This is a genomic window from Armatimonadota bacterium, from assembly GCA_039679645.1.
Classification (GTDB): domain Bacteria; phylum Armatimonadota; class UBA5829; order UBA5829; family UBA5829; genus UBA5829.
The window spans coordinates 33,315-51,914 of the sequence record JBDKUO010000047.1 but is presented as its reverse complement, the minus strand read 5'-3'; the positions used below and the strand labels follow the sequence as shown (position 1 = coordinate 51,914).

15 protein-coding genes and 1 tRNA gene are annotated in these 18,600 nt (G+C 53.2%); 10 read left to right on the top strand and 6 right to left on the bottom strand.

Annotated features, from left to right (window positions below; translation table 11 throughout):
- Positions 1-5: 5 nt before the first annotated feature.
- On the bottom strand, positions 6-1,400 hold the full coding sequence (locus ABFD83_09695) for a PH domain-containing protein (protein ID MEN6357343.1): 1,395 nt from the start codon (positions 1,398-1,400) through the stop codon (positions 6-8).
- 447 nt (positions 1,401-1,847) lie between these two features.
- On the opposite strand from ABFD83_09695, the gene ABFD83_09690 reads away from it, so the two are divergent.
- The 6 genes from ABFD83_09690 (at position 1,848) to ABFD83_09665 (ending at position 9,507) form a co-directional block, all read left to right on the top strand.
- Complete coding sequence (locus ABFD83_09690) at positions 1,848-2,492, top strand: cyclase family protein (protein ID MEN6357342.1); 645 nt, start codon at positions 1,848-1,850, stop codon at positions 2,490-2,492.
- A gap of 77 nt (positions 2,493-2,569) precedes the next feature.
- On the top strand, positions 2,570-3,001 hold the full coding sequence (locus tag ABFD83_09685) for a vitamin K epoxide reductase family protein (protein MEN6357341.1): 432 nt from the start codon (positions 2,570-2,572) through the stop codon (positions 2,999-3,001).
- 132 nt (positions 3,002-3,133) lie between these two features.
- Positions 3,134-4,075, top strand: coding sequence for a uroporphyrinogen decarboxylase family protein (locus ABFD83_09680; GenBank protein MEN6357340.1), 942 nt, complete (start codon positions 3,134-3,136; stop codon positions 4,073-4,075).
- Positions 4,076-4,143: 68 nt separating this feature from the next.
- A complete protein-coding gene (locus ABFD83_09675) occupies positions 4,144-4,884 on the top strand; it encodes a gamma-glutamyl-gamma-aminobutyrate hydrolase family protein (GenBank protein MEN6357339.1) in 741 nt (246 codons plus the stop codon).
- Between the two features lie 55 nt (positions 4,885-4,939).
- Positions 4,940-6,943 (top strand): hypothetical protein, encoded by a 2,004-nt coding sequence (locus ABFD83_09670; protein MEN6357338.1) that lies wholly within the window; start codon positions 4,940-4,942, stop codon positions 6,941-6,943.
- A gap of 269 nt (positions 6,944-7,212) precedes the next feature.
- Complete coding sequence (locus ABFD83_09665) at positions 7,213-9,507, top strand: PEP/pyruvate-binding domain-containing protein (GenBank protein MEN6357337.1); 2,295 nt, start codon at positions 7,213-7,215, stop codon at positions 9,505-9,507.
- Here the strand turns inward: ABFD83_09665 and ABFD83_09660 are convergent.
- Complete coding sequence (locus tag ABFD83_09660; protein MEN6357336.1) at positions 9,473-10,003, bottom strand: hypothetical protein; 531 nt, start codon at positions 10,001-10,003, stop codon at positions 9,473-9,475. The genes ABFD83_09665 and ABFD83_09660 overlap by 35 nt on opposite strands.
- Positions 9,996-11,195, bottom strand: a complete 1,200-nt coding sequence (locus ABFD83_09655) for a PP2C family protein-serine/threonine phosphatase (GenBank protein MEN6357335.1) — start codon at positions 11,193-11,195, stop codon at positions 9,996-9,998. Before ABFD83_09655 ends, ABFD83_09660 begins: the two co-directional genes overlap by 8 nt.
- A gap of 359 nt (positions 11,196-11,554) precedes the next feature.
- Here ABFD83_09655 and ABFD83_09650 point away from each other — a divergent pair.
- The 4 genes from ABFD83_09650 to ABFD83_09635 all read left to right on the top strand — a co-directional run bounded on the left by ABFD83_09650 (position 11,555) and on the right by ABFD83_09635 (position 15,852).
- Positions 11,555-11,630 (top strand) — tRNA-Gly (locus ABFD83_09650).
- 431 nt (positions 11,631-12,061) lie between these two features.
- A complete protein-coding gene (locus ABFD83_09645; protein MEN6357334.1) occupies positions 12,062-12,622 on the top strand; it encodes a sugar O-acetyltransferase in 561 nt (186 codons plus the stop codon).
- 316 nt (positions 12,623-12,938) lie between these two features.
- Positions 12,939-15,164 carry a glycoside hydrolase family 2 TIM barrel-domain containing protein gene (locus ABFD83_09640; protein ID MEN6357333.1) on the top strand — a complete coding sequence of 742 codons (2,226 nt, stop codon included), beginning with the start codon at positions 12,939-12,941 and terminating at the stop codon, positions 15,162-15,164.
- Positions 15,165-15,510: 346 nt separating this feature from the next.
- Complete coding sequence (locus ABFD83_09635; GenBank protein MEN6357332.1) at positions 15,511-15,852, top strand: DUF488 domain-containing protein; 342 nt, start codon at positions 15,511-15,513, stop codon at positions 15,850-15,852.
- Between the two features lie 114 nt (positions 15,853-15,966).
- Here ABFD83_09635 and ABFD83_09630 read toward each other — a convergent pair whose 3' ends face one another.
- From ABFD83_09630 to ABFD83_09620, 3 genes are all read right to left on the bottom strand, one after another.
- Positions 15,967-16,359: a cytidine deaminase gene (locus tag ABFD83_09630; protein MEN6357331.1), complete on the bottom strand. Its 393-nt coding sequence runs from the start codon at positions 16,357-16,359 to the stop codon at positions 15,967-15,969.
- A gap of 404 nt (positions 16,360-16,763) precedes the next feature.
- The gene (locus ABFD83_09625; GenBank protein MEN6357330.1) at positions 16,764-17,180 is read right to left on the bottom strand and encodes an ACT domain-containing protein; all 417 of its coding nucleotides are present in this window, start codon (positions 17,178-17,180) and stop codon (positions 16,764-16,766) included.
- A gap of 49 nt (positions 17,181-17,229) precedes the next feature.
- Entirely contained in the window at positions 17,230-18,537 is a 1,308-nt protein-coding gene (locus tag ABFD83_09620) for a phenylacetate--CoA ligase (GenBank protein MEN6357329.1), read from the bottom strand.
- Positions 18,538-18,600: the final 63 nt, after the last annotated feature.

Here is an 18,600-nt window from a genome sequence, read left to right as displayed (position 1 = left end):
ATTGTTTACTTGCCGGCAGCCGGTTTTGCCTGCACGGGCTGCCATTGCTTCTTGAGACCAGCTTCCATCTTGTCGATGTCGCCGAGCCCTTTCTTAATCAGGCTGTCGGCTTCGCTGAGACGTTTCAGTATATTGGTCGCATCGATTGGCCCCACACTCAGCGCGTTTGCAACGGCGTTCTTGCGCGTGAACGCTCCAAGAACTATATTTTCCTGCGCATCAGCCAGCCCCGATGGCGCCTTGAGTATGGTGAGATCCTGCCAGGCAGCCTCCGAAGAATTTTTACCGGCTGCCCCGACAATCGCTTTACGTCCTGAATGGACCGCCAGGCTAAGCGCTGCTGTCTCCTTATCGGAGGCGGCAAGCGCTTTTACAACCTCATTGCGGTAATTGCCTATCTCGCTAATCTGCAGGCGCACAGTCTTGGCGTTGCGTGTGAGCTTATCGACATTGATCTCGACCTTCGGCACCGGCTTCGGATTTCTCAGCGGCGTAGTTACAGCCATTCCGATGAGCACAAGCGCCATCAGGCCTCCGATAAGAACAAAAGAGTTCTTTGAACTGTTTTTCTTTCTCACCGGTTTCGGCAGGTTAGGGTTTGGACGGAAGCTTTCAGCCGGCTCGTCGGTCTGTTCGTCCTCTTCCTCATCTTCATAGCCGAGTTCTTCAATTGATCTATAGGCCGCCTCTTCGGCAGCCGGGGTTTCTGTTACGTTTGACTCTGCTTCCACTTTGACCGGCGGCTCAAGTGCGGGTTTGGCAACCTGTTCTATCACAGGCTCGGCAGCCGTCGGCTCAGGCTTAGGAGCTTCCGGCTCGGAGCTGGTCATCTCCTCAAACATTTCCTCAGCCAGCGACTTTGCCTGGCGACCGCCTTTCATCGGCTTCGGCGCCTGTTCGGTGTCGTCATTTGACCCTTCGATTTCTACGGCTTGTTCGGCAGGTTGTTCTTTGGCAGCCGGAGCGGCATTACCGGTTTTCGGCTCGAAACGCTCTGCCTTTTTTCCAAGCGCGGACTCTATCTTTTGGGCTATGGTGTCGCATTTCGCTACTCTCTGATCGCCGCTGAAAACAATCACGTTATCCGGCGGTCCGGATGCGGCTGTCTTTGGTGCGCCGTTTGTCTGTATTTGAATGACCGCGCCCATAGGGCCTTTACGGACATTGACTGCCGAAATATCGGCGTAAGCAAACGCGCCGACACTCAGGCCGTTGAGGGTGCCTGTGGCGGTCAGTCCCGTCTTGATTATAAGGATTCGGGAATTTGTAATTACGATGGCCTGGCCTTGATCGCCAGTCTCCTGGGCGACAATTGCTTCCCCGTCCTGCAGCGCGGCGTCGCGCGCCTGGGCGAGGCGTTCGTCCATACCATCCTTGGGAACGCCTTTATCAGAGGCCATTACTGAGCTACCTCCGCTGAAAACTATCGACTCATACTATATTTCGGCGAGTTCGGCTCTCTCCTGTAGTGCAATAGAGCCTGCTAATTCTCAAAACCTGTATATTTGCCGAAAAGAGTTGTCCGGCAGACCTTTCTCACGAAACGCCCCCAACAGGGCTTATTCAGGGCAACCGCATCTTAAGAAATATGTCTCAGCTTTGTTCGGGCAGATTTAAAATCTGCGCCGAAAAGGGCCAAATGGCATCTCTGATGCCACTACCTAATACTTATATGCAGGCTTAGCGGTTAACGGGATCACAGATCCCGAGATTGCCGCAAAGGGGCCAGATTGCAAATCTGCCCCAACAGAGATTAGATGCGTTAGTCCTGCGTAGATATGACAAGCGCCCGCCTTTCCGGGTATACTTGACTATATTTGCCACATATGCCGAAGGAAGTGAGCGCTTTGAAACGAATAATCGATCTTTCATACAAAATAACAGCCGGTATGCCGGTTTACCCGGGCGACCCCCAGGTCCAATTTAACCGGGTTCAGGCTATCAAGGACGGCGGCTACAACGTGACAGAGATTATTATGGGGACACATACCGGCACGCACGTTGATGCGCCTTGCCACTGCATCCACACCGACCGTGGAACTGATTCGCTCAAGCTTGAGGCTATGGTCGGTTGGGCGGAGGTTCTGGATGTGGGCGAGAAGACCGACTGCTCTGAGATAACATCCGCCGATCTGGACGCATTTGCGGGCAGGGTCAGCGAAGGATCCAGGGTGCTTATTAAGACCGGTTGGGGCAAACGTTTCGGTGACCCGAGCTTTTTCACCGGGTTTCCGGGTTTGAGCGCGGGCGCTGCGCTGTGGCTGACCAAGAGAAAGATTGCGCTGCTTGCTCTTGAGCAGCCGTCTGTGCATCGCGAGAATCATATAGAGATCCATAAAACACTGCTTTCAAACGGAGTTGTCCTGATCGAATCGGCGGCCAATATGGATCAAATCACTCAAGAAAGAGTCTATATAGCCGCACTTGGGCTGCCTCTGGCAGGGCTGGACGGCTCCCCTATACGCATGATCGCAATCGAGGGAATGGATTAACTCCTGCACAATATGCATTTACCGTGTGAATGATATATGTATTCACGGGTAAACTATGCATGTAGTGGAGGGGCAAAATGGCAATTATAATCCTGGTCATTATCCTGGCTCTGGTCGGCTTTGGAGACAGCCTGTATTTTGCGATGGTGCATTATGGGCTCACTAATGACGAACCCCCGGAGATTCCGATGTGTCCTGTAAATGGGCATGGCACTTGCGCAACCGTGGCGCGTTCTCCTCAGGCGGAGTTTTTCGGTGTGCCGAGCTGCTTGTTCGGGCTGGCGTTCTATGGAGCGGTCCTTGCCGCGGCGGGGATGAGGCTTGTGTTCGGGTTCTGGCCTTTGCCGCAAATATTGGCTGCGGTGTCGGTGGCGGCAGCGGTTATAAGCCTGTATCTTGCGTATACTCTAATCTTTCAAATACAAATCCTGTGCCCGCTTTGTTTCACTGCCCATGCCATCAATCTCAGCCTGGCAGCTATATTTGTGGCTATGCTGGTCAGGCATTAGCCAAGAAAATTAGCCAAGAAAAGGTTGACGGCAACCAAACTTCGCGATATTCTGGTGTTGAACAATTATTGAGGTAAGCAATTTAGCAAAATGAAAAATTCGATGAGTTCGCGAGAGCGCGTGAGGTCGGTATTGCGCGGTGAGATTCCTGACCGGCTGCCTTTTAATTTCTGGATGGACCGTGACAAAATGGCGGAGCTGGACGAGAAGTGGTCTGCGGATTTCAGACTGACTCACTACGGCGCCGATGTCATCGAAGCTTTTGCATGGGTGCCTTTCTTTTCAGGCATTCCCATGAAGACCCATTTCGACGGAAAGACAACCTGGCAGTTGGAGCCGATGGTCGGTTCACTCAAGGAAGTGACCGATTATCCGATGCCCGACCTGTCGGCAGTGAACCTGCTGGATGATATCCGGGCCAAGCGCGCCGCCTATCCCGACAAAGCGATATTTGCGATGATGCTGCCTCCGTTTGCCATCCTTGAGCCTCTGCGTATGCCGGAAAACCTGTTTTTGGAACTCTACGACAGCGCCGACGAGATTCATCATATACTTAGCCGAGCGACGCCTGTGATAGTGGAAGCGGCAAAGCGAGTATGCGCGTCCGACATCGACGCGCTCTACCTTGCCCACGATATCTGCAGCCGCGATGGAGCCATGATATCTCCCAGGCATCTTCGAGAGTTTCATTTCGACTACATGAAACCGATTATCGACATAGCGCATGAAGCGGGCAAAAAGGTCTTCTATCATTCCGACGGCTATATCCTGCCCGTACTCGATATCTATGTCGAGTATGGTATCGACGGCTGTAACCCCCTGGAGCCTCGCTATAATGATTTGCAAACATTTGCGGACACATTCGGCGACAAGCTGATGCTCTATGGCGGCGGGGACAATTGCGGCGTGATTCCTGATGGAACGGTGGAGCAGGTGAGAGAGCACGTGCGCAGCCGGTTCGAGACAGCCGGGTCTGGTGGCGGATATATATTTTCGACCCACGATATACCCGGCCATTGCCCTCAGGAAAACCTGGACGCGATGGTCGATGAGATCAAGAAGTGCGTTTACTGATCTTTCTGCGCTGGACTAGAGCGGCCCATCTGTGAGATACTAAATTAACAATATAAAGAGGTCCAGCAATGTCCAAACCGATCATTCTCCTGACAGCCGGAAGGCAGAATCTATATACTCCGCGCAGAGAGGTCCAGACCATATGGGCCGGCTGCGATGTCGACTACATCAAGGCCGTGCTGCGCTCAGGCGGCGCTCCCGTGCTCATGCCCCATATCGCCGACAAGGACTCGGTCCACGCGGCGCTTAGTGCGGCGGACGGAATAATTTTCACCGGCGGCGGAGACGTCATATCCATGGCGTATGGCGAGCAGCCTCATCCTAAGAGCGCCCTGCAGGACCCGGCCAGAGACGAAATGGAGTTCGAGGCGGTTAGGACGGCCATAGAGATGGGTCTGCCTATTCTGGGCATCTGCCGTGGGATCCAGGTCATCAACGTTGCTCTGGGCGGCTCGCTTGTCCAGGATATTTCCTCTCAAGTCCCCGATGCGGTCAAGCATTATTCGGCGGGGCTTGCCCCAATGCTGCTGCACGATGTTGAGGTTGTGCCCGGTTCGCTTTTGGCGGGTATAGTCGGCTCCACATCTATGTCGGTAAACAGTTGGCACCACCAGTCCGTAAAAGAGATAGGCAGGGGGCTGAAGGTCAACTGCCGCGCAGCCGACGGCGTGATCGAAGGCATCGAGTCCGACGAGGATAAGCCGATACTTGCCATGCAGTGCCACCCGGAAGAGATAGCATCCGATTATCCGCTCTTCCAGCGTTTCTTCGACTGGCTGATCGAGAAGGCCTCAAAGCCCCGTGAATAATTGAATATTGTGTTGAGCACGAATTAAAACGATCTATTTCGAAGGAGACAACCACGTGGTTCACAGAAGACTCATCGCTCTCCCTCTTCTTCTACTCATCCTCCTGATACCGCCCGTTACCGAGGCAGGCCCTCTGGACAAGCTCAAATTGCCCAAGGTCCCGAATGTGAAGGTTCCTGAGATCAAGGCCTTGACGGGAGAAGACGACCCCGTCGTTTCCACCGGCATTGCGGATGCGCAGACCGAGATTGCTTATCTGGATAATTATAATCCCAAACAGCCGATCCCTCTGGATGTGCTCAGACCTGCAAAGGACGGCACATTTCATCTTCCTCCCGGCGCGTATGAGTTCGACTGTCAAAGCTACTGCCTTCAGCCCGGCACCTACGGTCCGAGCAGAGGCGACGGTTATCTGTATGCGCCTCTCAAAGGATCGAGGAGCGGAGTCATCAATTCAATTTTGAAGCGGTCGGCAAATCATACCCGGATCCCGCAAGAAGATATTCAAACGCTGATATGGGCGGTCTTGGCTCGAACGAAGGTAAGTGATATGTCCGGCGAATCTCGCGCAGCCGCGTCCAAGCTGCTTACAGACGATGAGATCAAGAGCATTCAGGGTTCAGCTCTGGACGTGGTCCCTGAGGACGATCTCGACAGCGTCTTCAGTGAGGTTACGGAGCCTGTAAGGAGAGTTCTGGAGGCGGAGAACAACCTTAGGTGCAAGCTCACGGACTCCACAGCCACTTATGACGAACTCGCTGATATTGCTGTGCTCAAGAGTGATCATGAAAAAGGCAAAGGCAGCCGGGACGTGCCCGTGGGCCGCTGGTCGTATGATCCCCAGGGCTGCTTCGTGCGCTACATTCCCGATGGGTATACGACGACTCACATCGAAATATACGTGCCGGAGCTGTTCACGATAGAGCGTGATGACAAGAGCCGTATCATCTCGGTTGCGGACCGCAGCGGCGCAAAGATTGAGCTTACATATGATGACGGCGTTCAACCTCTCGTCTGCAGTGACGATTCTCGGGTTACAGCATACGCTTTCAAATCCGTGAAGTTGATTGAGCACCTGCCCGCAAGCAAGCCTGAAAATGATAGGCAGCGCGTTTGGGCGGATACCGGTTGGGCTTTTATAGGGGTTCCATCCGGTAAAGCGAGTGAGGTGTCCGGGGCAAAGGAGTTTGCAGGCTGGGAGAAGCGATACGCGAAAGCCCAAAAGCTTGCCCAGGGGTTTGAAGATGCCGCCTCCCGTACACTCAAGGCGTGCGGCAGTAATGGTGCAGCCTCAAAGAGTGCGAGCCTTCAGGAGATGATAGACCTGAGCCATCTGCATACCGCTCTTTGCGCTGTAATAGGCGATGAGGCCGCGAGCGATATATGGACCGCCCATATGCTCGATAGAATCACTAACGCCTGGCAGAGTTCTTTCAAGCAGAGGGTCAGCGCTGTGCAGGTAGCGGCGCTTCCGAGTGCGCTTATCGGCCTGATCGGAGCCGTATCATCCCGCGGCTCTGACGGTCCCGGCGGTTCAGGCGGCGGAGCAGGTGGTGGAGCAGGGTTCAGCCCGGGAGGCGGTGTAGCCGCACCCGGCGATACGGCTCAGCAGAGACTGGGCCAGTCCGGCCGACCAAAACGGCCGTGCGGCGGCTCGGGCGAGGGCGGCGATGCGGGGGACGCTCTAAAGCGAGCGCTTAAGAAGAACGGCATCGATGTAGGTGACGAGAACCTGGACATTCGCGAGAGCGGGTTCGGTGACTGCACGATTATTCGCTTCCACGTGCCGCTGGATGACGGAAATAAGCCGCTGCCCACACTGGCGTGCGCACAGCAGGCGATCGCGGACGGCAGCGCTTCAGAGGGTTCCATGGAGAGCCCGAAGAAGATTTTGTTTGGATCTGTCCAGCAGTGCGGCGATGAGACTATGGTCACTGCAAGAACAACGGACCTTGAAACCGGTGAAGTAACAAACGCCGGGCGGGGCAGTTCCGAAGGCACCGGCAATTCATCCACGGAGTCAGCCGCAAGCGACGCGCTTGGCGGGTTGGGGCTGTAATCGGTCCGGTCGTTCTTTCTACTGATAAACTGCCCGTTTCGGGACCAAGTTCCCGAAAAACCGCAAAGTGTCCCTTCTAACACTGAGGTTTCAGTCGGCGAAGGCCGACTTTGTGTTGTTACAGCCGTGACTTTAGTCGCAGAGGCACTGTTTTGTCAGACGCATAATAAGGTAAGCAAGCCTCTGTAACGATACACGATCAACGATCAAACGAAAGTATATATATTTGACACCTCGGCGCTGCCGCTCCTATAATTACTGAGCGTCATATGGCATCATCCAACGTTTCACTAATCATACCGCTCGTTGAAGCAGGGCCCCTCCGCAGGGCAGGCAGAAAAGCGACCGACCTGTCAAGGCTGGTCGGCGCGCATTTTGTCGTCCCCAGGGGGTTCGTCATCAGCGCGGACGCATATCGCTGCCACCTCTGGGCAAGCGGAGCGCGGCAAACAGCCTCTACAGCCGCCGAAGCCGAAGACAGAGAAAAAATCCGCGAGGCCATAATCTCAGCCGAAATCCCCGAAGATGTGTGGCAGGCGATTGCGGATGCCTATCAGCGATTGTCTCTGCAGTTGGGGTTTGAAAACCCGACGGTCGCAGTCAGGTCCTCGGCGATTGAGGACGGTCTGGCGCAGGTCGGCTTCCCAGGCGCATATGAGAGCATCTTGAACGTGTCAGGCCGGGACGCTCTAAAGGCAGCGATCAAGCGTGTGTGGGCCTCGTTGTGGAGCGGCAAGGCAGCCGCGTATCGGGCGCGCTACTCGATCACAGCCGAACCGGCCATGGCGATCATCATCCAGCAGATGATGGAAGGCAAATGGTCTGGCACGGTCCTTACTGCCGACCCTGTGACCGGCAACCGGAACAGGATCATGGTCTCCTGCTCTTCATCGGCGAATGGGAGCGATCTATCGTGTTTCGTGGTGGATTTGCAAAATCCGTCCGCAGTGGCGAGTGGCGATGACCCGGCAGACTCCCCTGGAGAAAGCGTGATAACGCTGCTTGCGGAGAAGGCGATTGTAGTAGAAAAGACTCTCGGCGGGCCTGTCGAGCTTGAGTGGACATACGACCTGGACCGATTGTGGTTCCTCCAGGCAAGGCCTATGAGCGATATTCCCGCGTATTTCCCTGATAATGGTGATGACGGCGTCTGGAAAAGACTGACATCTTTCCCTGTTTCTTATTTTTCAAGACAGAGCCTGCTTGAGTCGGATCGAGTCCGTGTCGTCAATGGATATGCGTACGAACTGCAGCGCACCGAACTTGAAAACACCTCCAAACAGATGGCCGAGGGCTTCAGACTTCTGGAAGACTGGCAGACCAAGACAGGCAAGTCGCTTAAGACCGACCTCGAGAGCCCGGACCCGGCCGGCGTCGCCGATATGGTTGCAAGCGCCCAAAAGCTGGCCGGTGACGTTACAAGCCTGCTCAAGTGGATGGAATATGCAAGGCATTATGGGTATCTGTTTACCGATCAGCTCCGCCGGATAACCGATCAATGTGATATTAATAAGCTGTTTGGGTGGCTGCCGGGAGGCGCAATAATGCGTGATGCGCATCTGCAGGAGCTTGCCGACCAGTTTTGCTCAGCCGAAAAGTCGGGCAGGATAGATGATCCGGCTTGGCGCAGGAGCTACAAAGCGGATGTCGAGAAGTTTGCCCAGGAATACGGCCACTCGTTTATTCGTCTCGATGATATGTATGACCCCGCTGCCTGGGAGAGCTGGGTCGAAAACAGCGATACGGTCTTCAGAATGATAGCGGCCATCAACCGTCGGCAGAGTATTGCCGGCCTGATAACGCTTCACTGCGCAGCCGAAGATGATTATCATCCGGCAGTAATGGATACGGAGAAAGCCGTAGGACCGGCGAAAAAGGCCGGTTTTGAAAAGACCCTCCGGTTTGCCAGAGGGTGGCTTTCACTCGGAAATGAGTGCGAGATCGCGCTTGCAAACGCGTCCGCGCAGTTAAGACTGGCTATTATCGAGCTTGGTCGCAAATTGGCAAACGCAAATATGATTGCAGACAAGCATGACGCATTTCATCTTGCCTTATCGGAAATTGCCGAACTTGTCGATCAGCCGGGCGCAAGCCGCGAAAGAGAGATAGCAGCTCTCGTGGCTCAGCGCAAGCATGAAATTTGGCTGGAAGCTCGGCTCTGCCCGCCTGATGTCCTGCAAAATGGCTTGGCAACGGTTTCATCTCAGACCCCTGGAGGTTTGGCGCTCACCGGAAGGAGCGTCTGTCCGGGTTCAGTTTCCGGTAGGATAAGAGCAGCTCGGAGCGTTGAGGATGCGGGTGAGATCGAGTGCGGCGAGGTGCTTGTAGTCGAATCGCCGAGCCTGGCCTGGACTCCGTTTCTGGCAACTGCGGCAGGGTTCATTGCTCAGGGGGAGTGCCTGCAGCCGGGAGTTGAGTCGATAATACGCACCTACGGCATACCGGCTATCACCGGATGCAGGGGAGCGCTAGACGCCCTTCAAAACGGCAGCCATGTAGCTCTGGACGCCTCGGCGGGTGTGGTAGAGATCAATACCCAGCCGTCCGCCGCGCGATCCGTATAACTTCAGCCAATACCTCCGGGTTGTCTGAGCCGACCAGATATTGTTTGGAGCGCTTGGATGTGAGTTTGACTCCACGGTTTCCACGGAAGTAATAGGCTTTCATCTGTATGTTGAACCCGATTCCATAACCGCCGAAATAGGCGAGCGGTGAGAACTGATGCACACTGACCTGCTCGATATCTTCCATCTTGAGTGTGAGCACCGGGATATCAAATATTCCCAGCCTCACCTGAACACTTTGAGGGCCTACGGACATTCTCAACCCGCCCAGCAGCACAACGCAAAATGATCCGATTATAAAAGGTACCACCTTTTCAGGGGTAAGGATCGCACCGACATAAAACACGATGATAGTCACAGCGATAATACAGTTTATCCAGATCGGGTTTTGGACCTCACGGTAGATCCAGGGCCTGCCTTCTTCAGTGGCAGCGCCTATTCGCCTTTCGATATCGTGTATATCTGAAGAACGTATGATCTCCACATCTCTATCCACAATTGCTATCCTTCCGCCTTTTCAGGACCAGTATCGCGACATCGTCTGCAAACTTTCCTCCCGCATGCGAGAGCGACCTGTCAATGATGTGCTCGGCGATAGCCCTAGCAGATGCATCGTGAGCCTCGCACAAAGCCGCCATCATCCCGTCCTCTCCGAAAAAATCGCCATTCTTATTGCGCGCCTCTATCAAGCCGTCTGTGTAGGCTACAAACACCCCGCCCGGCTTTAGATCAAACCCCGTGATGCCGTATTCGGTGTCGTCCCTTATAGCAAGCGCGCTGCCTTCGAGTTCCAATAGTCTGCACCTGCCGTCGCAGACAATGGGGTGGCAGTGACCTGCGTTCACCAGAGACATGTGCCCGCACGGTTCATACTTGGCTGCCAGAGCCGTCGCGAAAAGTCCCGACTTAAGCTCGGAATCGGCAACGCGGTTGACGCGGGTCATAGCGTCCGCCAAGTCGTCATTTTCGCGCACAAAACCCCTGAAGAGTGACCGCAGCATCACCGAATCCGCCGCCGCATCCAGGCCATGACCTGCCAGATCGCCTATTATGAATGCGGCTCCACCGCCGTTAAGGGTAAAGAAGTCCAGAAAGTCGCCGCCCAGTCGCGCCTTTTCGCGCGCTGAAATATATACATGAGCCACTTCAAGGTCGAATATCTTTTTCGGAATATCCGCCAGCAGCCCCTCTTGCACAATACGGCCGACCTCGGCCTCTTCTAGGAGTTCTTTTCTATATGATTCAAAGTAAGAGGTGGCCATAGCCGCCAGCGCGGCGTGCAGGAATTCGTCTATCGCTATGAACCATGCCTGCGTCTTCTCGCAGCGCCCTGCCAGCAGAAAAGGCGTATAGCTCTGTTCCAGGAAGTGTATGCTGACGATCAGCCCCTGGAAGGGGTAACTGCGTTTTGCCAGGCTTGTGCCGATCTCTTCAAGCTCGGCTATACACAGCTCAATTTCACGGCTGGCCATGCGTGTAAGTATAATATTCAGGATCCTGCCGAAAAACTCCCTTAATTCGTCCTGGGTGAATCCGGGCGGCTCCCACGCACGGCTCTGCAGGCGCAGCCATTCGTCGAGGATTCTATCGCGCATTGGCAGCAATTGTTCGGCAATCTCCTGAAGAGAGCTTTTGCTTGCTTCAGAGAATGATATGATGCGATATCCGGCGAGTCTGTGTGTGTCCACTTATGTGATGCCTCTATTTGCACGGGTAATGTGTGACACATGATACCACGAATGCTAATACAGGACGAACAAACTATCAGCGAAGCTATGATGGGTAAGGATCTCCGAATCCTTATCCGAGAACCAGTGCCGGATCTCCGAATCCGGCTATTGCAAGCAAAGGTTGTGGGGTTCGGAGACCCCGATTTGGCATTAAGGTGACGATTCGGAGATCGCCACCTATCAGGGTTCGTTTATTCAACGTTATGATTTTGACTGACCTTGCTGCCGAAGCCGCCGGACAGTCGTACCTATCAACTCCGAGCTTCAATGTAATATTGACATCCGCTGCATCCGATGATAAAATCTCATTGGTTGGTGCGGGAGTAGCTCAGTTGGTAGAGCGCTAGCCTTCCAAGCTGGATGTCGCGAGTTCGAGCCTCGTCTCCCGCTCCATTTTAATGTACGTGCTTTTGCTCAATGTTAACACCTCTGAATTCCCAACGTCAACTACACTCTCTGCTTTGAATCAGTTCAATTCTCTGCGCACGAATATGCTTCGGATACGATTGTGCCGAAGCAGCCTTCATAGAAGACTAACCTTCGGGGCATCCGCCCGCGAAGTATAAATCTTGTTTCCCGGAACACTGAACTCTCTCTGCTTTGGGTGCACGGAATAAGCCCCGTTGTATCGGGACACCCCTGTCCCGATACCTTGCTGCACTAGAGTTATTTCGGGAGATTCTCTCCCGAAATAACTCAAACCGATACTCCTGCTAAACCGTCGAGGAACATTGACAACGCGGGAATTTTGAGATAAATTGCATTGAGCTGAACTTTATATTGAATATTGATTAATTAGTTTGTGTGTGTGAGGAGAGTTCATTGTGACGGAAAAAGAAAAATCGCATGCAGGAATGTTATATCAGCCCGGTGACCCTGAGCTTGTATCAGATCGCGATATTACCATTAAAAAGTTATATGCTTACAACAAATTAAATCCACTAGACCGCGATGCGCGGCAAATTGCTATACGCGAGTTGTTAGGCAAGACTGGAGATAACTGCGTTGTGGAGCAACCGCTTTTTTGCACTTATGGATACAATACGACGGTGGGCGATAATTTTTTTCTCAATGTCAATTGCAAGCTTATGGACAGTGGTAAGATTACAATTGGAAATAACGTATTCATTGCACCAAATGTCTGCATTATAACAGAAGAACATGCGATGGGTGTTAAACAACGTTTGGCAGGATTGGAGTATACCCACCCGGTAAATATTGGTGACAATGTGTGGATTTGCGCAGGAGCTATTATATTGCCGGGGGTAACTATCGGTGATAATTGTGTAATCGGCGCAGGCAGTGTCGTTACAAAAGACATTCCTCCCAATAGTTTAGCTGTCGGCAATCCCTGCAAAGTAATCCGCACACTAACAAATGATTAGTCTTTCTTTGACTTGCACTATCCATACGCGCTCTTACCCTTGTGGGTGAGGGCGCGTTTTGCCCTGCCCCGATACCTTGCTGCACCAGAGGCGTTTCGGGGGAGGGTCTCCCGAAATAACTCAAGAAGACCAACATTCGGGGCATTCGCCCGCGAAGTATAAAGCTTGTTTCCGGAGCTTTGCTTTATCCGGTTACGACCAGGTTTCAGGTTGCGCCTGAGAGAGCAGCAAAATAGCAATTTTGAACATTGCGGCATTACTGCCGCGCTGCTATAATCGTGCAGCTCATGTTATGAAACGAGGGTAAATGCGGAGAATGAACATTTTAATGTATGGTCAGATCGGCATAATAGCCGCAACTCTTCTTAGTGCAGCGCCTGGTTATCCGGCTCAAAGCGCTTGGAAGCCGGCTCCTTGCAATATTCCAACCCCATGGTCAGATAAGGTAGACCCGGCGAACACTCTGCCGGAGTATCCTCGTCCGCAGATGGAGAGAACAGACTGGCAAAATCTGAACGGGCTTTGGGACTATTCGGAAACGGCAAAAGATGCGCCATGCCCTCAGAACTGGGACGGCAAGATCCTCGTGCCGTTTGGAATAGAATCGTCCCTGTCCGGTGTAAAAAAGGCATTGCAGCCCGATCAGCGCCTCTGGTATCGACGAGATATTGAGGCCAAATCGGCATGGCTGGATGGCAAACACCGTCTGCTTTTGCACTTTGGAGCAGTTGATTGGCAGTGCCAGGTATACATTAATAATAAGCTCATTGGTGAGCACAAAGGCGGCTACGATCCGTTTACATTTGATATTACGGATGCCGTCAAGCCGGGTAACAACGAGATAAAGCTCAGCGTCTGGGACCCGACAAATTCCGTATATGCCGCGCTCGGCAAACAGGCTTTAGTTCCTTCGGGCGCCAAGTATACCAGCACAAGCGGGATCTGGCAAACTGCCTGGCTGGAACCTCTCCCCAAGACCTATATTTCAGACATCAAAATGGTTCCTGATATTGCCGCCGGGGCCTTGAATCTCAAAGTGAATGTAGAGGGATCATCTGAAGGTTACCAAATAGAGGCCACTGCGCTGGCAGGCGGCGTCAAGGTCGGCAGCGTGACCGGTCCGGCCGATAAGCTGCTGCTGCTGAAGGTGCCGAATGCCCGGCTATGGTCGCCTGATGATCCGTTCCTTTATGACCTCAACGTGGTTATGCGTCGCAACGGCAAAACAGTAGACTCAGTTAAGAGCTACTTCGGAATGCGCAGTATTCAGATAGCAAAAGATGCTTCGGGATACGACCGCATTATGCTCAACGGCAAATCTACGTTCAATTTGGGTGTGCTTGACCAGGGCTTTTGGCCCGACGGCATATACACTGCTCCTACCGACGAAGCTCTTCGATTTGACATAGAGGCAGTCAAGAAAATGGGGTTTAACACCATTCGCAAGCACGTCAAAGTCGAGCCGGACAGATGGTATTACTACTGCGATAAGCTTGGGATGCTGGTGTGGCAGGATGTTGTCTCACGAACAGTCATACTCAAAAAAGAGACCGACCAGCCGGAATATGACAAGCAGTTTGAATCCGAAATCAAGGCGATGATCGACAGCTATTCCAATCATCCGTCGATTATAATGTGGGTGCTTTTCAACGAAAGCTGGGGGATGTATGACACGAAGCGAATCGCGACATGGATGAAAGACCTCGATCCGTCCAGACTTTTGAATGCGCACACCGGCGGCAACGACGAAGGCGCTGGTGACATCTCGGATGCGCACGTATACTGTTATGCGGGTCTGCCCGGCAGGCAGGAGGGAAAAGCGAGCGTAGTCGGCGAGTTTGGCGGTGTAAATGTTTTGGTTCGCGGCCATGAGTGGCAGGCGGGTACGCAGTGGGGGCATGGCAAAGTCAATTCGGCCGACTTTGCCTTTACATATCAGGACATAATAAATCGATTGAAGCCGATGATTGTTTCAGGTCTGTGCGGCGCAATATATACCCAGCCTTATGATGTTGAAATCGAGGAAAACGGGCTGATCACCTATGACAGAAAGGTCTTCAAGATTCCGCCGGAGTGGGCAAGCATCATCAACAACAGCGTGTATGGTTATGCTTCATCCAAAGTCTCATATGTGCTGGCCAAAAGCGGGAGCAACTGGCGATATGTTGCGGAAAAACCGTCCGACGACTGGTCCAAACCGGAGTTTGACGATTCATCGTGGGCAGCGGGTACGGCGCCATTTGGAGAAAACGGAGGGCGCACCGGTTTTACCGGCTCCGATATCTGGATGCGACAGAGCTTCGAGATTAAAGATGCCGTTAAGAACCCATATTTTGCTATTTCTAATAGCGGCCAAACCGAGATATATATAGATGGTCAATTGGTTGGCGGAGCAGTTGGCGGTGTTTATGGGCAGTGTGTGCTGCTTCCGGCATTCACCTGCGCATCATCGGCTCTTACACCCGGAAAGCATATAATTGCTGTTCACTGTCGGCGCGCGGGCGACAAGCCTGTTGATATCGGCATTGCGGATGTTCAATAATTCTTAAAAGCATGCTCAGGCGAGGAACGGATTTGGTGTCGGTCATCTCGTTCCTCGTCTCCCGCTCCATTTTTATTTACCAGCTTTTTTGCCTCATCTGAGCGTGAATCGAGCTCTATTCACGCCTTAAGCTGCCGATTAGCGTTTGATACAAAATGAGTGGCAACTCTGACTTAACAAACGCCCTATTCTTCTGTCATCTCACCAGCTTCAGTCTCTTCCATCTCAGCGCCATGCATGCCGCCCTTTTTGAACCATGACAAAACCAGCTCTTTGACTTTGTTACCCTGGTGAATTGTCAGCAAAACTGTGGGTAAACTCGCCTTAATAAGCGAAGGAGGATTCCATGGTCAAACTTAAGCGAGTCTATGAGCCGGTAAGCCCGGATGATGGCTGCCGAGTGCTGGTTGAGCGGCTCTGGCCAAGGGGAATCAGCAAACAGAGAGCCGCTCTGACTCTTTGGTTGAAAGATGCGGCTCCAAGCCCTGATCTGCGAATCTGGTTTGGGCATGACCCCGAAAAATGGGAGGAATTCCGTCTGCGTTATATGGATGAACTAAATGACAATCAAGACGCTCTGGTGCAGCTGCAGGGCCTTATCGACAAAGGGGATGTCACTCTCGTCTATGCCGCAAGGGATACTGAACACAACGCAGCAGTTGTCCTAAAAGAGTATTTAGACCGATGAGGATCAGCCGGTAACGACACTTCGGCTGAACCTGTCAGCTTGGGCACTGCGCCATATGTCGATAAATGAAGTTGACCATGCTGAAAGCACCAGAAATGGTCTGGCACACCCTCTCTACAGCTCTGAAGAATATGATCCAGGCAACAGGTTACGGACCTGGGTCTTCACAAACTCACCTGCGTTGTTGAAAATCACCATTGCATCAGGAGCATAGTCGAAAAGAAGCTGCCGACAATTCCCGCAGGGCGAGAGAACATTTCCGCTGTAGCTGACTGCGACAATAGTCTTGATCTCTTTTTCCGCATTGGTAAACGCAGCGCCCAAAGCGATCGGCTCAGCGCACGGCCCATATGCACAGGCTTCGATGTTCACACCAGTGTATGTATTCCCAGAACCACATAGGACTGCCGCGCCCACTGTGTGCCGGGGATCACAATAGCAGCGCTTCAGCGTCTCGTGTGCTCTTGCTATAAGCTCCAGATCAGATGCATCAAGCGTGTAGTGCATTTGTGCCTCCAGCAGTATACGGGAATCAGAATAGAGCATTCTCAACTCAGGGCTAACGCATCTAATCTCTGTTGGGGCAGATTTGCAATCTGGCCCCTATAGGGCAATCTCGGGATCTATGATCCCGCTAAACGCTAAGCCTGCATATAAGCGTTAGGCAGTGACATCAGAGATGCCATTTGGCCCTTTTCGGCGCAGATTTTAAATCTGCCCGAACAAAGCCCGAACTTCAGAGATTTTGCGGGTCAGCTTGGAATTGGCGAGTTCCATTTTTGTATACTCATGCATCTTATGGAAACCGAATAGTCGCACCACTGCTCGCTCAAGAAGAGTGAGCGCAGCTTTGCTATAGGAACATCTTTTGTTTCCTGGAATCTGATATCGTTGGTCACACCAGTAGCCTCTTACTGCAGCGAATCCAAAGCCTTCAGCCCCGCGCCTTTTGCGGCTGACTCTATCGCTTCCAGGTTCTCGCCCTTTATGACGAATATCGCGCGCTTGCCCCGGTCGAGGATGCATCCGTAAGCATCCTGCACGCTCATCCCCTCATTTTCCAACGCCTTCGCCAGCTTTACCAGCCCGCCGGGCTGATCGGCAATTTCAATAACGGCCACTTTGTTGAACGCGACGGTCATCCCCGCGTCCGAAAGAGCCTGCTTTGCTTTTTCAGGGTCGGCAGTAAGGAGCTTGAACACGCCGAACTGCCCTTCGTCAGCAAGTTCAAGGTTTATGATATCAATTCCCGCATCGCCGAGCGCACCGGCCACCTTCGCCAGCTTGCCGGACTTGTTTTCTACAAATACTCTGATTTCGTTATACATATGCCTACCTCTCCCAACAGGTTAGCCTGATGAATACTCAATATAATATTTACAATCTCAAATCCACGACTCTTTTGGCTTTGCCTTCGCTTGCGGGCAGGCTTCCGGGCTCGACCACTTCCACTGCCGCCGTAAAGCCTATCTGCTCCTTGAGCCGACTCTGAAGCTGGCCGCGCAGCTTGCGCAGTGTCTCGACAGTCCCGTCGAAACCGTCCTTGGCTAGCTCGACTTTGATCGTCATCTGGTCGAGAGCGGCTGATTTGGTCAGCTCTATCACATAGTTGCCGCCCAGCCACTTGTGCCGCATCAGCACTTCTTCGATCTGGCTCGGGAAGACATTTACGCCGCGGATGATGAGCATGTCGTCCGACCTGCCGACCATCCTGGCCATGCGTGCGTGTTTGACTCCGCACGGGCAGTCCTCGGTGATCAGACGCGTGAGGTCCCGCGTGCGGTATCTGATAATGGGCATTCCGGTGCGGCGCAGGTTAGTCAGGACAACCTCTCCGACCTCGCCTTCGGCAACCGGCTGCAAAGTCTCCGGGTTGATGATCTCGACCAGGTAGGAGTCCTCCCAGACGTGCATGCCGTTTTGATACTTGCACTCAAACGCGACGCCAGGGCCGTTCATTTCGCTCAGGCCGTAGCTGTTCATAGCCTTGAAGCCGTAGAGGTCCTGGAGTTTGAGGCGCATCTCTTCTGTATACGGCTCGGCTCCCAGAGCCGCGACCTTTATCCCAAGGCTCTTCGGGTCGTCACCTTCGGCGATCATCCGCTCGGCTACGTGCATTGCGTAGCTGGGAGTCGCGTGGATCACTGTAACATGAAAATCACGGATGAGCATTATCTGGCGAGCGGTGTTTCCAGGCCCCGCCGGGATTACCCACATGCCCAGCCTCTCGGCGCCGTAGTGCAGACCCAGGCCGCCGGAAAAGAGGCCATAGCCGGACATGTTCTGGAACACATCATTGGGCCTTGCGCCGCCGATGTAGAGTGAGCGAGCCATCAATTCCGCCCAGTTCGCGACATCCTGCGCCGTATGGCAGATGGCGGTGGGTTTGCCCGTGGTCCCGCTGGATGTGTGCATTCGGATAATATCCAGCGGGTCCACCGTCAGCAGCCCGGTCGGATAGCTCTTGCGCAAGTCGTCTTTTGAAGTAAAAGGCAGGCGGGAAATATCGTCTCTGGACTTTATATCGCCGGGCTCGAGCCCAATTTCTTTGAATTTGGATGCATACCACGGCGACTTTGCCGCCTGCGCGACCGTCCTGGGCAGCGCTTCGGACTGAAACGCCTCGATCTGGTCGCGTGACATTTTTACGAACCTCTCACCGATTCGTTCTGATAGATCAATCATAATGATTTCCTCTGTATAAAAAGCAATTTGTGCCTCTACGACTAATATAAGTCAGGACAAACA